Raw genomic sequence first — 14,652 nt, 5'->3', positions numbered from 1 at the left:
GCAGGAGTTGCGCCCCCATTTAGGAAAGTGCGGCAGGTTGCGGATTCATAAGGGAAAAATGCTTGCGCTCGCCCGCGGCAAGTGCTTAACTCCCGTACATGCGAGTCAAGGGGATCCGGTTCGAGCAAGTCCTGCTGGCGCTGATGCTGCTGGCCGCACTCTGCTGGAATCTCGCAAATGCCTCGGAAATCAAGCAGTTGCGCGTTGAAACCGGGGCGACCGGCACCCGCGTCGAACTCCAGCTGGACCGGCCGGGCGACTACAAGGTCATCGAGCTGCGCAATCCCGACCGGCTGGTCGTGGACTTCGCCGACAGTCGCCTGGCCCGCAACCTGACCCTCCCTGCCGGCGCTGGCGCAGTCAAGGCCGTGCGCACTGGCCAGCCGCAACCGGGCACTGTCCGCGTGGTCTTCGACCTGGCCAACCAGGTCAAGGCGATGCCGCCACGGCTCGAAACCACGGCGACAGGCCCGCGCCTGGTGCTGGAATGGCCGGGGGATGCCGTCGCTACTGCCCCGGTCACTGCGGTTGCCGTCGTACCCGCCATTGCCCCGGCCAAGCCGGATCCGATCGCCGAGATCGCCAAAGCCTCCGCCGCGGTCGAAACCGATCCCGGCAAGGTCGTCAGCCCGGCGGCCACCGTCTCCGAATTGCCCGGCACCGTCGCCACCGGCATCCCGACCCGCATCGCCACCGGCAAACCGGAACCGATGCCCGCCGAGATCCCCGCGGTCGTCGCGTCCGTGCCACGCCCGGCGATGCAGCCCGGCATGCGTCCGCTGGTCATTTCCATCGATGCCGGCCACGGTGGCCAGGATCCGGGCGCGATCGGTCCGAACGGCAATCGCGAAAAGAACGTGACCCTGGCGATCGCCCGCGAACTGGCCCGCCAGATCAATGCCACGCCCGGCATGAAGGCGCACCTGACCCGCGATGCGGACGTCTTCATCCCGCTCAATCGCCGCGCCGTGCTGGCGCGCGGTGCCAAGGCCGACATCTTCGTGTCGATCCATGCGGATGCCGCCGAGAACCGCGACGCCACCGGCTCCTCGGTGTACGTGATGTCCACCCGCGGTGCGTCCTCGCAGCGTGCGCGCTGGTTGGCCGACAAGGAAAATGCCGCGGACCTGATCGGTGGGGTGAAGCTGGCCACCACCGGTGACACCCTCAAGTCGGTGCTGCTGGACCTGACCCAGAGCGGGCAGATGAAGGCCTCCACCGATGCCGCCAACCACGTCCTGGGCAGCCTGGGCAGCGTCGGCAAGACGCGCAGGGTGGAACACGCCAACTTTGCGGTGCTGCGCACCTCCGACGTGCCGGCGATGCTGGTGGAAACCGGTTTCATCTCCAACCACGGCGAGGAAGCGCTGCTGTCCAGCCCCGATTACCAGCGCAAGCTGGCGACCGCGGTGCTGGCCGGCATCAACGAATATTTCACCCGCCAGCCGCCACCGGGCACGCTGTATGCCGCACGGGCGCAGGCCACACAGGCCCCGCAGGTCAGTCAGGCCTCTGCGGCGGGCGCCGGCGCGAACGCGGGCGGCAGCCCGTAGTCCACGCACGCGGTCATTCCGGGGTTCGCCGGAAGGACCGGATGCCGCAGGCTAAAATCCCGGCGTGACCATCCGCCAACTCCCCGACACCCTGATCAACCAGATTGCCGCCGGCGAGGTCGTCGAGCGGCCCGCGTCCGTGGTCAAGGAACTGGTCGAGAACGCACTGGATGCCGGCGCGCGCCGCATCGACATCGACCTGGAGGACGGCGGCATCCGCCTGATCCGGATCCGCGACGACGGTGGCGGCATCGATCCCGTGGAACTGCCGCTGGCGGTGCAGCGCCACGCCACCAGCAAGATCGCCAGCATCGACGACCTCGAGGCCGTGGCCACGCTCGGCTTCCGGGGCGAGGCGTTGCCGTCCGTGGCCTCGGTCAGCCGCTTCCGCCTGACTTCACGACGCGCTGGTAGCGAGCACGGCGCGCTGCTGCAGGTCGATGGCGGCAAGGTTGGCGAGGTGACGCCGCATGCGCATCCGCCGGGTACCACGGTGGAAGTGCGCGACCTGTTCTACAACGTGCCGGCGCGGCGCAAGTTCCTGCGCGCCGAGCGCACCGAGCTGTCGCACATCGAGGACTGGCTGCGCACGCTGGCGCTGGCGCGCCCCGACGTGGAGCTGCGGGTCGCCCACAACGGCAAGCCGTCGCGGCGCTGGAAGGGCGAGGCGCAGCTGCAGGAAGGCACCATGCTCAGTGACGTGCGTCTGCACGAAGCGCTGGGCGAGGATTTCAGCCGCAATGCCCTGCGCGTGGACCATGCCGGCGCCGGCATGCGCCTGCACGGCTGGATCGCGCAACCCGCCTACAACCGCGCGAGTGCCGACCAGCAATACCTCTACGTCAACGGCCGCAGCGTGCGCGATCGCAACGTGTCCCACGCGATCCGGCAGGCGTATGCGGACGTGCTGTTCCACGGCCGGCACCCGGCCTACGTGCTGTTCCTCGAACTCGATCCGCGCGGCGTGGACGTCAACGTGCATCCGGCCAAGCACGAGGTGCGCTTCCGCGAATCGCGTCTGGTCCACGATTTCGTCTATCGCACGCTGCACCAGGCCCTGGCCGAAACCCGCGCCGGCGCCACTGCCACGTCGACGCATGCAGCGGCAGTGTCGAATGCATGGTCGATGCCGGCGCCGCAGCAATCCTCCATCGGCCTTCGCGTGGCGGATGCGCCGAGCGCCTATGCCGCGTTGTATGCGCCGCGCGATGCCGCCACGTTCCCGGACGCCGCGGCATCGCCCGCAACCGTTGCCGCGATGCCGATGCCCGACGACGCACCCGGCGGCATGCCGCCGCTCGGCTTCGCGGTGGCGCAATTGCACGGCATCTACATCCTCGCCGAGAACGCCGACGGCCTGGTCGTGGTCGACATGCATGCGGCGCACGAACGCATCGGCTACGAGAAACTCAAGACTGCCCATGACGGTGCCGGCCTGCGCACCCAGCCGTTGCTGGTGCCCGCGAGCATCGCCGTGTCCGAGCGCGAAGCCGACGTCGCCGAGCGCGAAGCGGACACCCTCGCGCAACTCGGGTTCGAGGTGCAACGCAGCGGCCCGCAATCGCTGCTGCTGCGCAGCGTGCCCGCGCTGCTTGCGCATGGCGATGTCGAAGCGTTGTTGCGCGACGTGCTCACCGACCTGCGCGAACACGGCACCACCCGGCGCGTGGCCGAGACCCGCGACGAACTGCTGTCGACGATGGCCTGCCACGGCGCGGTGCGCGCCAACCGGCGGCTGACCGTGCATGAAATGAACGCCCTGCTGCGCGAGATGGAAGCGACCGAACGCTCCGGGCAGTGCAACCATGGGCGTCCCACCTGGACGCGTTTCGGATTGGCGGAGATGGATCGATGGTTCCTGCGCGGACGATGACAGCCACCGGCATCGCGCTGGCTTGCATGCTGGCGATGGCGGGTTGCGAACGCGCACCGCCGCCGCAGGCTGCGCCCGACGAAGAAGCCAGGCTGCAGGCCGCGCTCAAGCACTACGCGCACGAGCAATTCATGTGGCGTGGACGGCGCGTCCTCGACCTCAATCGTGCGGATGGCTGGGCCAGCCTGATCGGGATGCATTGGCTGGATCCGGGCGCGCATCGCGTCGGTAGCGATGTGGACAACGGCATCCGCATCGCGATGGGTCCGGAGCACCTGGGCGTGTTCACGGTTCGCGACGGTAAGACAAGCTTCGTTGCAGACGTTCCCGTCACGCTCGATGGCAAACCGACTCGCAGTGGTGTGTTGCGCAGCGACAAGGATGCAGCCGGGCCGAGCGTGATCGCCTTCGACGAGGGCAAGGGCCTCGTCACCGTGATCGAACGCGGCGGTCGGCTGGCCCTGCGGGTCAAGCACGCCGATGCCCCGAGCCGCGTGCAGTTCGCCGGCCTGGAATACTGGCCCGGTGGCCGCGACTGGCAGGTGCCGGCGCGTTTCATCGCGCATCCCGCCGGCAAGACCCTGCCGATCGCCAACATCATCGGTACCATCGACGCCGTCCCCAATCCCGGCGCGCTCGAGTTCCAGCGCGACGGCAAGACGTACCGGCTGGAAGCGCTGGACCAGGGCGAGGAGACCCTGTTCCTGGTGTTCGCCGACCGCACCAACGGGCATGGCAGTTACGGCGCCGGGCGCTTCATCGATGTGTCGAAACCCGATGCGCAGGGCCGCGTGGTGATCGACTTCAACCAGGCTTACAACCCGCCGTGCGCATTCACCCCGTTCGCCACCTGCCCGCTGCCGCCGCCGGAAAACCGACTGGACCTGGTGGTCTCCGCTGGCGAGAAAGCCTACGCAAAACCCGAAGCATCCCCCGTTCCATCCCCGAAGGATCCCGCGTGACTACACGATTGCTCACCCTGGCGCTTGTCGCCGCGCTCGCGCTGCCCGTCCACGCCGACCAGTCCACCAGGCCCGCCACCTCGCCCGTCGCCAGCGCGCCGGGAGCCAAGGCGGTTGCGCGCCCGGTGCTCTGGAAAGTGTCCGATGCCGACAACAGCGTGTACCTGCTGGGTTCGTTCCACCTGCTGAAGCGCGATGACTACCCGATGCCGGTCGAGATCGACCGCGCCTTCGACGATGCCGAGTCGCTGCTGTTCGAGATCGACCCGCGCGAAATGACCGCGCCGGAAACGGTCGCGACCATGCAGAAGTACATGGCCTACGAAGAGGGCAAGAGCCTGAGCAAGGTGCTGCCGAAGGCCACGCTGGAACGGCTGGGGACGCTGGTGTCCGCCAGCGGTGGTTCGGTGCAGGCGCTCGAGCAGAGCGAGCCGTGGGCGGTCAGCCTGGGCCTGGTGCTGGGCGTGAGCCAGGCGATGGGCCTGCAGGCCGACCTCGGCCTGGACCGGCACCTGATGGAACGCGCGGCCAAGGCCGGCAAGCCCGCTGGCGGGCTGGAAACCGTCGACGCGCAGATGCAGGCGATGGACGCGGTGCCGTATGCCGAACAGGCGCAGGGCCTGGACGAATTCCTGGTCGACCCGAAGAAGGCGGTGCAGGAGCTGCAGGACATGCATGCATGGTGGCGGAGCGGCGACGTGGAGCGGCTGGACACCGGCATGCGCGCGGACATGGCCGCGAAGTCGCCGCAGTCGTACAAGCTGCTGGACGTGGATCGCAACAATGCCTGGCTGCCGCAGATCGAAAAGCGCCTGACCGGCTCGACCTCCAACGACACCCTGGTGGTGGTCGGTGCGCTGCACCTGCTCGGCAGTGACGGCCTGGTCGAGAAGCTCAAGGCGAAGGGCTACAAGGTCGAGCGCGTGTGCGATGCCTGCGATGCGGCGGCTGCTAAATAACAACTGCTCGAGGCCATCCATGGCGCAACAGCTCGGCTTGCGCTGACTGCTGCCCGGCCTTCCATGGCCGGGCGCTCGCGGAACGCAGCAGTTGCCGATAGGGCAACTGCTAGGCGCGTTCGCTCACCATCACGATGCAATCCACCGGGCAGGCCGGCACGCACAGCGCGCAACCGGTGCACAGCGGATCGATGACCACGTGCATGGCTTTCGATGCGCCGACGATGGCATCGACCGGGCAGGCCTGGATGCATTTGGTGCAGCCGATGCAATCGGCTTCCACCACCACTGCCACCCGCGGTGGCAGGTGCTCGCCGCGACTGCGGTCGTAGGGTATCGCGGCGACCCCCAGCAGTTTCGCCAGCGCGCGCGCGCCGGCATCGCCACCTGGCGGACAATGGTCGATGCCGGCGTCGCCACGCGCCATCGCTTCGGCATACGGCCGGCAGCCATCGAAGCCGCACTGCCCGCACTGGGTCTGCGGCAACAGGCGGTCGAGGCGTTCGACCAGCGCGGGCATGGGATCCGACATCGTGTCGACTGTACTGCTCAGGCGAGGCGGTGGCCGCGATACCAGCGCTCGTGCGCCAGCGCCAGCATCGGCCGGTCCTCGCGGCTGTCGCCATAGGCATGCACGCGATCGAACCGGCTCAGGTCGTAGCGCGAACGGATGTCGGCGGCCTTGTGCCGGCCGCGATCGCCACCGAGATAGCGACCGCTGAGTCGGCCATCGAGCGCCTCCAGCCGGTTGCAGGCCAGCTCGAGCCCGTGCAGCGCGCACCACGGCTGCAGGTACACGTCGAGCGACGCCGAGACGATGGCCACGGTATCGCCGCGCGCCTTGTGCCAGTCGATGCGTTCCATCATCGCGGGGCGCAGCACGCCGGGCAGCATTTCCGTTGCGTAGCGCGCTCCGATGGCGGCGATCTCCACCGCGTCGCGACCGCGGAACACGACCCCGGTCGCGCGGACGCGCAGGGCCTCCGCGGAGAGCATCCGCAATTTGTAGCCGGCCAGCCACGGCCCGATGCTCCACTTCGCGCGCGCTTTTTGCGCAGGCGTGGCGACGCTGCGCAGGAAGCGCGTGAGGTATCGCAGGTGGTGACGGTATGGTCGAAATCGACCAGCGCCAGGTCCATTCAGCGCACCGGCATGCCCGGCAAGGCCGCGGCATCGGCATCCAGCAGCGCCAGCGCGCCGCCGTCGAAACCGGCCGAGAGGATCATCCCTTCGCTCAGGCCGAAGCGCATCTTGCGCGGGGCGAGGTTGGCGATGAACACCACCTTGCGGCCCACCAGCGCCCCAGGCTCGGCGTAGCTGCCGCGGATGCCGGAGAAGATCTGCCGCTGGCCCAGGTCGCCGGCATCCAGCAGGAAGCGCAGCAGCTTGTCGGAGCCGTCGACGAAGCCGCACTCCAGCACCTTGCCGATGCGCAGGTCGAGCTTCGCGAAATCCTCGATGCCGATATGGCTCTCGCTCCCTTTCGCGCTGGCGGGAGAGGGTTGGAGTAAGGGTGGCGCTTGCGCGGCCTCCGCCTTCTTCGCCTCGACCGGTTTCGCGGGAGCAGCGGGCGCGGCGGCGAGGGTGTCCTTCGAAGCGTCGGTCATGGCGTCGATGTGCTTGGGGTCGATGCGGGTGAACAGCGGGGCATAGGGGTTGATGGCATGCGCGACCAGCGGCGCATCGAGGTCGCTCCACGCATGCACGGGTGCGTCGAGGAATGCGGCCGCCTGCGCGCTGGTGCGCGGCAGCACCGGCGCCAGTCCGGCCGCCAGCACGCGGAACAGGTTCAGCCCTTGCGTGCAGACCGCCTGCAGTTGGGCATCCGCGCCCTCCTGCTTGGCCAGGACCCACGGTTTGTGTTCGTCGATGTACTTGTTGGCCTCGTCGGCCAAGGCCATCAGCTGGCGGATCGCCGATGCCGGGTCGTTGCGCTCGTAGGCCTCGCGCACGCCGTCGAGCGTCGATACGAATCGCGTGTACTGCGTGGCATCGGGCAATGCATCGGCCAGGCGGCCGGCGAAACGCTTCTCGATGAAGCCGGCGCAACGGCTGGCCAGGTTGACGAACTTGCCGACCAGGTCCGCGTTCACCCGCGCGGTGAAATCGGCCAGGTTCAAGTCGAGGTCGTCCACGCCTCCGGATGACTTCGCGGCGTAGTAGTAGCGCAGCGCTTCCGGCTCCAGGCCGACATCCAGGTAGGTGCGCGCCATGATGAAGGTGCCGCGCGACTTGCTCATCTTCGCGCCGTCCACGGTCAGGTAGCCGTTGACGTGCAGGCGCGTCGGCGCGCGATGGCCGCTGCCATGCAGCACCGCCGGCCAGAACAGGCCGTGGAAATTCACGATGTCCTTGCCGATGAAGTGGTGCAGTTCGGCGTCGCTGGCGGGCGCGAGGAACGCATCGAAGTCGGCGCCGTTCTTCGCGCAGAGATTGCCGAAGCTGCTCAGGTAACCGATCGGTGCATCCAGCCAGACGTAGAAATACTTGCCGGGCTGGCCGGGGATCTCGAAGCCGAAATAGGGCGCATCGCGGGAGATGTCCCAGGCGCGCAGGCCGCCCTCGGCATCCAGCCACTCCATCAGCTTGGCCTTGACACCCGGCAGGGCGACATCGCCGGCAAGCCACTCGCGCAGGAAGCCCTCGAAGCGGCCGACCTCGAAGAAGAAATGCTCGGAGTCGCGCATTTCCGGGGTGGCCCCGGACAGCACCGACTTCGGTTCCTTGAGGTCGGTCGGCGCATACGTGGCGCCGCAGGATTCGCAGTTGTCGCCGTACTGGTCGGCGGTGCCGCAGTTGGGGCAGATGCCCTTGATGTAGCGGTCGGGCAGGAACATGCCCTTGGCCGGATCGTAGAACTGGGCAACGCTGCGCCGGCCGATGTGGCCGGCGGCTTCCAGGCGCGAATAGAACAATTCGGTCAGTGCGCGGTTCGCCGTCGAGTTGGTCGAGTCGTAGTGGTCGAACGCCACGCCGAACGCGGCAAAGTCGCGCTCGTGGCCGGCCTGGATGCCGGCGATGAAGGCTTCGGGGGTGATCCCGGCCTTTTCCGCGGCGAGCATGATCGGCGTGCCGTGGGTGTCGTCCGCGCAGACAAAGTGCACCGTGTCGCCGCGCATGCGCCGCGCCCGCACCCAGATGTCGGCCTGGATGTAGCCGACCAGGTGGCCCAGGTGGAGCGGGCCGTTGGCGTAGGGCAGGGCATTGGTGACCAGCGCGGAACGAGGCATGGAGGCGGGCGATGCGAAGGGGGGCGCGATTATCGCATGGCCACGAAAAAGCCCCGGCAATGCGGGGCTCCGAGAGGCAGTCATCGGCGGGCTATTCGCGCACCCACAGCTGCTGCCGGCACACGAAGGCGATGCACCCCGACATCCCCAGTTCCCTGCCGCGGTCCAGCAACTCGAGCTTGGCCTTGTAGTCCTTGCCGTTCTCGGGATCCAGCACGCGGCCGCCGGCCCACTTGCCGGCGCCGTCGGGCTGCAGGCCCCACAGGATCACCATGCCCTTGATCGGCTTGCCGTGGTTCGCGCCCTTGCACTCGGTGCAGGCAGGATCGGGGCCATCCTTCAGGTCGAGGATCTCGACCACCTTGCCGGCGAGTCGTCCGTCCTTCGCCACGTACACCTCGACCACGGATTTCGCCTTGCCGGTGGCGTCGTCGATGGTCTTCCAGCGACCCACCGCCGACGATGGCGATTGCGCATGAGCGGCCGATGCCGCGAGCAGCAACAAGGTCGGGAAGGCAGCGAGCGCTGTGCGCATGGGTCGGGTTCCTGCAGGGGCGAGGCGGGCGTGGCCCGCAAATGGAAACGGCCCGCAAGCGGGCCGTTTCGTTGGCACGAGCGATACGCTCAGTTGACGCGCACCCAGGTCGCGGTGCGGCAGATGATCGACACGCAGCCCTTCACCTCCAGCTTCTTGCCACCGTCGGTGAGGGTGACGGTCTTTGCCTTGAACTCGCGGTCCTCGGACGGCTTGTAGCCGCTGCCGCCGCCCCAGGTGCCGTCCTTGTTGGCCTTCAGGTTCCACAGGGTGACCATGCCAACCATCGGCTTACCCTTGTGCGGGCCGCTGCAATCCGAGCAGGTCGCCGGCAGGCCCAGGTTCTCCACGATCTTCGCCGCCAGGGTGCCGTTCTTCGCTTCATAGACCTCGGTGATGGTCATCGCCTTGCCGGTCTTGTCGTCCAGCGTCTTCCACTTGCCGACCGGCGAGGTGGGGTTCTGTGCGGAAGCGGAGAAGCTGACCGCGGCGAGCAGGCCGACGAGGATGAAATTGCGCATGGTGATCCCCTCCCAGGGAGATGGCGGGGCGCGGTGCGCCCGGTGGCGAGTGGCGCATTTATACCGCATTCGATGCCGTATGGAGGCTGAAGGTTAGGATGCGGAGATGAATGAAGCACAGCGGATGTATGCCGATGCCGTCGAGGCCCTGAACCGTCGGCAATGGCAGGTGGCACACGATATGGGGATCCGATTGACCGGCATGGTGCCGGAGCACGGCGGCGTCCACTTCGTTGCAGGGGTCGCGGCGTTGCAGCTGCAGCGATTGCCGGAAGGGATCCGCCACCTGCAGCGTGCTGTCCACCTCAGTCCGGCGCGCGCCGACTACGCGGCGCAGTTCGCGCGCGCGCTGGCGATGGTGCGGCTTACTCGCGAGGCGCTGGTCGCCGCCGATGCCGCGTCCGCGATGTCGCCCGACGATCCGGCCACGCTCGACACGCTTGGCGTGGTCTATACCCAGGCCAACGAACACGCGAAGGCGATCGCGCTGTTCGAGCAGGCGGCCCGCAAGCTGCCGAGGCATGCCACGTACCGTTTCAACCTCGGTACCTCGCACACGTTCCTGGGTAACCTCGACCAGGCCGAACGCGAGTACGAGGCCTGCCTGGCGCTGGAGCCGGGCCACGGCAAGGCGCATCTCGCGCTGGCCCAGTTGCGCAAGGCCTCGACCGCGGGCAACCACGTCGCGCGCTTGCGAGGCCTGCTTGACGATGCGCGCGATGCCGCGTCGCGGATGTACCTGAACCTGGCGCTGGCCAAGGAGCTGGAGGATCTCGGCGACTACCCGCGCGCGTTCGATCACCTGGTCGCAGGCAAGGCCGCGGGCGGCGAGGGCCGGGCTTACCGGAGCGAACGCGACGCCGATCTGTTCGCCGCGATCGAGCAAGCGACCCGGGCAATGCCGCACGACGTCGAGGGTAGTTCCAGCGCGGAACCGATCTTCGTCATCGGCATGCCGCGATCGGGGACGACGCTCGTCGATCGCATCCTCTCCAGTCATCCGCAGGTCCATTCGGCGGGAGAGTTGCAGAATTTCGGCGTGGTGCTGAAACGCGCATCGGGCAGCCGCACGCCGGAACTGCTGGATGTCGATACCGTGCTGCGATCGGCGTCGATGGCTTGGCGACAACTGGGAGACGCCTACGTCGCCAGCACGCGTCCGGCGACGGCGGGAAAACCGCGGTTCGTCGACAAGCTTCCGCATAATTTCCTCTACGCCGGCTTCATCGCACGCGCGTTGCCTAATGCGCGCATCGTGTGCCTGCGGCGCAATCCGATGGACACCTGCCTGGGCAATTTCCGCCAGTTGTTCGCGCAGAGCACGCCCTACTACGACTATTCCTTCGACCTGCTCGACACCGGTCGCTATTACGTGCTGTTCGACCGGTTGATGCGGCATTGGCGGGAGACGTTGCCCGGCCGCATCCTGGAACTCGACTACGAGGCGCTCGTCGAAGATCAGGAAAGCGCGACGCGCCGGTTGCTGGCGCATTGCGGACTGGAGTGGGACGATGCGTGCATGCGCTTCAACGACAACGCCGCGCCGGTGGCCACCGCCAGCGCGGTGCAGGTGCGGCAGCCGTTGCATCGCGACGCGCTGCAACGCTGGAAGCGTTACCAGCCGCAGTTGGCCGGGTTGAAGCTGTTGCTGGAGGGCGCCGGCATCGTCGTCTGACTGCGTCTTCGCCTGTCGGACGCGCAAAAAGAAACCCCGCCGATCGGCGGGGTTTCTCCTGTGGTCATGCAGCGCTGGCGGTTACTTGCCCTTGCCGAAGTTCCACTTCGCTTCCACGTAGTACGCGCGACCCAGCAGGTTGAAGTTGCTGCTGTTGTAGGGTTCGCCGCTGTTGCCCGGGTACGAGCGAACGTCCATGTCCGGCATCCGGTTGGCCAGGTTGTTGACCAGGAACGACAGCTTGAGGTCTTCGGTGACGTCGAAGTTCACGCTGGCGTTGGCCGTGGTGTACGACCCCAGCCGGCCGGCACCCGCGAAGGCATAGCCATCGGGATCCAGCGTGGCGCGATAGTTCGGCGTCGGGCCGATGTAGTTCGCGTAAAGCGTGGTGGTCCAACGGGCCTTGTTCCAGCTCAGGGATGCGTTGGCCTTGTACTTCGGGTCGGTGCTCCAGTACGGATCGTTGAGCGCATCCACGACCGGGTCGGTCGGGTAGTCCTGCAGCAGGTGCTCCAGGTTGCGGGTCCACGAGCCCGACATCCCCAGCGTGCCGAACGCGCCCAGCTCCTGGCGGTAGTTCATGTCCACGGTGACCGCGTCCAGGGTCTGCTTTGCGATGTTGATCTTCTTGACCTGGATCGACTGCACGGTGCCGGCGGCGCCGCGGGTGATCTGGCTGATCGCGGCCTGGCAGGTGCCGGAGTTGATGTCGAGGCCGCCGGTGCGGCAAGCCGCCTCGTCGCGCATCAGCTGGTCGACGCTCTGCAGGCGCACTTCGTCGCGGATATCCCAGTGGTGGTAGTCGGCGCTGACCGAGAACTTCGCGGTCGGGGCCCACACCACGCCGTAGCTCCACACCTTGGCGTTGATCGGCTTCAGGTCCGGGTTGCCGGACTGCTGGCCGAAGTACTGCAGGTCGGAGAAGCGGGCCGGGCACAGGTCCACTTCGCCCGGATCGAAGCCCAGCAGGGCGCAGTTGTAGTAGTCGGTGGTGGTGTTGTAGAAGCCGCTGATGCCCTGGAACTGGTCGGCCAGGGTCGGCGCCTTGAACGCGGTGCCGTACTTGCCGCGGAACAGCAGCGATTCGATCGGACGATATTCCAGGCCCATGGCGTACGTCGGCTTGGAGATCTCGCGGCCGGCGGCACGGAAGCCGTCATAGCGGGCCGACGCGGTGATGGTCAGTGGATCCAGGACCGGCAGGCGCAGTTCGCCGGTCAGCGCGTAACGCGAGCGCTTGCCGCCGCCGCTGACCGCGGTGGTGCCCCAGATTTCGCCGTTCAACAGGCGCGGATCGGGGACGTAGCTCCAACCCTGGGTGCCGGCCTCGACCGCGATCGCCGCACCGGCGTCGCCGCCCGGCAGGGAGAACAGCGAGCCGTTGGTGAACTGCGCGCGGATCATGTTGTCGAAGGTCGTGCTCTTCGAGACCGTCTTGCCCATGAAGCTGTAGAAGTCCGCCGGCGAGAGCAGCTTGTAGAACTCGGCGTAGTCGGGCTGGAAGATGGGGTAGGCGCCGTAGTACGGATCCCAACCCAGCTGGTCGCCCAGGACGTGCTCCTGGAAGTAATCGTTGATCGGGTCCGCCAGGCGGGCCAGGTCGATCTCGTCGAGCTTGTAGTGGGTGCGCGACAGGCTGATGTCGTAGTCCCAGTTCGAGTCCTCGCTCAGGGTGCCGTTCACGCCCAGGGTGATGGCGTACGACGTGCTCTTGTTCTCCTGCATGGAGTTTTCCCAGCCGCCCATGTCTTCCGGGGTGAAGGCGCGTTGCAGGTTCAGGAAATCGTGCAGTTCCGGATCGTAGAAATAGCCCCACTTCACGCTGGTGCCCCACCAGGTGTAGCCGGAGCCGATGTGGTACTTCACCTTTTCGTGGCTGAGCAGCACGTCGGCGTAGCCCTGCGCGAGGTCATTGAAGTCCCAGGTCGCGTGGGTGTAGAGCTGCACGCCGTCCTTGCTGTTCTTGAGCGTGCGGTAGCCCGGGGTCGTCATCGAACCGCAGTAGTTCTCGTCGCCGAAGCCCGGGCGGGTCTGCAGGTCGACCGAACCGTCGAAGCCGCTGCTGACGTTGGTGCAGTTGGCCGGGTCGAGGAACTTGTAGCTGGTGAACGGGCTGTAGACCAGCCAGTCGCGGCTGGCCAGTTGCGGGGCACCATTGTAGCCGTTGGTGTTGAACTGGCGGGTGAGGTCGCGCTGGTAACCCCACACCGGGTCGCTCTTCTCGGCCTGGATGCCGAACACGATGTTCAGCTTGTTGTCGGCTGCGCTGACGCTGTCGGCGAAGCTGACGCGGCCGCTGCGGCCGCCGCCCTCATCGTAGCCACCCAGGCGGGCGCTGAGGATCGCGCCGTCGATGTTCTTCTTGAGGATGATGTTGACCACGCCGGCGATCGCGTCGGAGCCGTACAGCGAGGACTGGCCACCCGGCAGGATCTCGATCCGCTCCACCAGCTCCACCGGAATGCCGCTGATGTTGTTGAAGACGTCCGAGCCGTTGTACAGCGCCGGGTAGTTGGCCATCGGGCGGCCATCGATCAGGTACTTCACGTAGCTGGCGGACAAGCCGAACAGGCTGAGCGTCTCGGCGCCCTGGGTGAACGAGGCCGAGCTCTGGTTGTTCTGCACGCCGCCGGTCGAGAACGAGCTGCCCTGCAGCACTTCGGCGACGTTGTTGAATCCGCGCGCCTGGATGTCTTCCGCCGAGATGATCGTGACCGGGGTGAAGGTCTCCACCGTGGTCTGCGGGATCAGCGAACCGGTCACCGTGACCTTGTCGAGGTCCTTCGTGGCCTGGTCGCCCGACGTGCTGTCCTGGTCCTGCGCCGACTGCGCATGGACATGTGCGGCAGGCAGGAACAGAGCTGCAGCAAGGGCCAATGTCAATGGGCTGCGGTGGATGAATCGGCGTTGGTGAACAGTCATTCAGATTTCCTTCAAAAATGTGAGCAAATACAAGTACTTGCGGTATTCCGGTGCTCCGGTCGCCTGAACGTAACACCAAATTAACGAGAATGCCACGCGAGATGTGCTTGTTGCCGCGCTGCGGAGGCCTGCGCCTCGTTCATCCATGCGCCGAGGGTGCTGTCCTCCGGCTTGCCGGGTGCAAGGCGATGGAAACCCCAAAGAAAAGGTTCATCACGGATTACCGGGGAAGGCGGCTTTGATCTTCAGGAAGAAGTACTCGCTGTCGCGGTAGCCGTAGGCCATGCGCTTGATGACCTTGATCTTGTTGTTGATGCCTTCCAGTTGCCCGGTATGCATCGGCCAGCGTACCCGGCTGACGATGCCGCGCCAGTAGCCCTTCAGTCGTCGCGCAAACTGCATGAGCGCCGGGATTTGGCTCT

General features: G+C 66.9%; 11 protein-coding genes and 1 pseudogene. 5 read left to right on the top strand and 7 right to left on the bottom strand.

The annotated features are described in order from the left end of the window. The first annotated feature begins 143 nt into the window (after positions 1-143). The 4 genes from ACE3T8_RS12850 to ACE3T8_RS12835 all read left to right on the top strand — a co-directional run bounded on the left by ACE3T8_RS12850 (position 144) and on the right by ACE3T8_RS12835 (position 5,347). Positions 144-1,553, top strand: a complete 1,410-nt coding sequence (locus ACE3T8_RS12850; protein ID WP_374609628.1) for an N-acetylmuramoyl-L-alanine amidase — start codon at positions 144-146, stop codon at positions 1,551-1,553. Between the two features lie 64 nt (positions 1,554-1,617). Beyond that, positions 1,618-3,426, top strand: a complete 1,809-nt coding sequence (mutL, locus tag ACE3T8_RS12845) for a DNA mismatch repair endonuclease MutL (RefSeq protein WP_374609601.1) — start codon at positions 1,618-1,620, stop codon at positions 3,424-3,426. Then, on the top strand, positions 3,423-4,388 hold the full coding sequence (locus tag ACE3T8_RS12840; protein ID WP_374609600.1) for a DUF1684 domain-containing protein: 966 nt from the start codon (positions 3,423-3,425) through the stop codon (positions 4,386-4,388). The genes mutL and ACE3T8_RS12840 overlap by 4 nt, the downstream gene beginning before the upstream one ends. After that, positions 4,385-5,347, top strand: coding sequence for a TraB/GumN family protein (locus tag ACE3T8_RS12835; RefSeq protein WP_374609599.1), 963 nt, complete (start codon positions 4,385-4,387; stop codon positions 5,345-5,347). The genes ACE3T8_RS12840 and ACE3T8_RS12835 overlap by 4 nt, the downstream gene beginning before the upstream one ends. Positions 5,348-5,456: 109 nt before the next feature. On the opposite strand, the gene rnfB is transcribed toward ACE3T8_RS12835, so the two are convergent. The 5 genes and pseudogenes from rnfB to ACE3T8_RS12810 form a co-directional block, all read right to left on the bottom strand. Further along, positions 5,457-5,879: an Rnf electron transport complex subunit RnfB gene (gene rnfB / locus ACE3T8_RS12830; RefSeq protein WP_374609598.1), complete on the bottom strand. Its 423-nt coding sequence runs from the start codon at positions 5,877-5,879 to the stop codon at positions 5,457-5,459. Positions 5,880-5,896: 17 nt separating this feature from the next. Continuing rightward, positions 5,897-6,486, bottom strand: a pseudogene (locus tag ACE3T8_RS12825) (HAD-IB family phosphatase). Beyond that, positions 6,487-8,577, bottom strand: coding sequence for a methionine--tRNA ligase (metG, locus tag ACE3T8_RS12820; protein ID WP_374609597.1), 2,091 nt, complete (start codon positions 8,575-8,577; stop codon positions 6,487-6,489). A 91-nt stretch (positions 8,578-8,668) separates the two neighbouring features. Continuing rightward, positions 8,669-9,112, bottom strand: coding sequence for a DUF2147 domain-containing protein (locus tag ACE3T8_RS12815; RefSeq protein WP_374609596.1), 444 nt, complete (start codon positions 9,110-9,112; stop codon positions 8,669-8,671). Between the two features lie 89 nt (positions 9,113-9,201). Then, positions 9,202-9,633, bottom strand: a complete 432-nt coding sequence (locus ACE3T8_RS12810; RefSeq protein WP_374609595.1) for a DUF2147 domain-containing protein — start codon at positions 9,631-9,633, stop codon at positions 9,202-9,204. 106 nt (positions 9,634-9,739) lie between these two features. On the opposite strand from ACE3T8_RS12810, the gene ACE3T8_RS12805 reads away from it, so the two are divergent. Continuing rightward, positions 9,740-11,308: a sulfotransferase gene (locus tag ACE3T8_RS12805; protein WP_374609594.1), complete on the top strand. Its 1,569-nt coding sequence runs from the start codon at positions 9,740-9,742 to the stop codon at positions 11,306-11,308. 81 nt (positions 11,309-11,389) lie between these two features. Here the strand turns inward: ACE3T8_RS12805 and ACE3T8_RS12800 are convergent, their stop codons facing one another. Then, entirely contained in the window at positions 11,390-14,230 is a 2,841-nt protein-coding gene (locus tag ACE3T8_RS12800; RefSeq protein WP_374609593.1) for a TonB-dependent receptor plug domain-containing protein, read from the bottom strand. Positions 14,231-14,443: 213 nt separating this feature from the next. Beyond that, positions 14,444-14,652: transposase (locus tag ACE3T8_RS12795; RefSeq protein WP_374609592.1), on the bottom strand; the 209-nt coding region annotated here is incomplete at its 5' end.

Source organism: Thermomonas sp., from assembly GCF_041919455.1.
GTDB lineage: Bacteria > Pseudomonadota > Gammaproteobacteria > Xanthomonadales > Xanthomonadaceae > Thermomonas.
The sequence above is the reverse complement of the archived record's forward strand: the minus strand, read 5'-3'. Positions and strand labels throughout refer to the sequence as shown.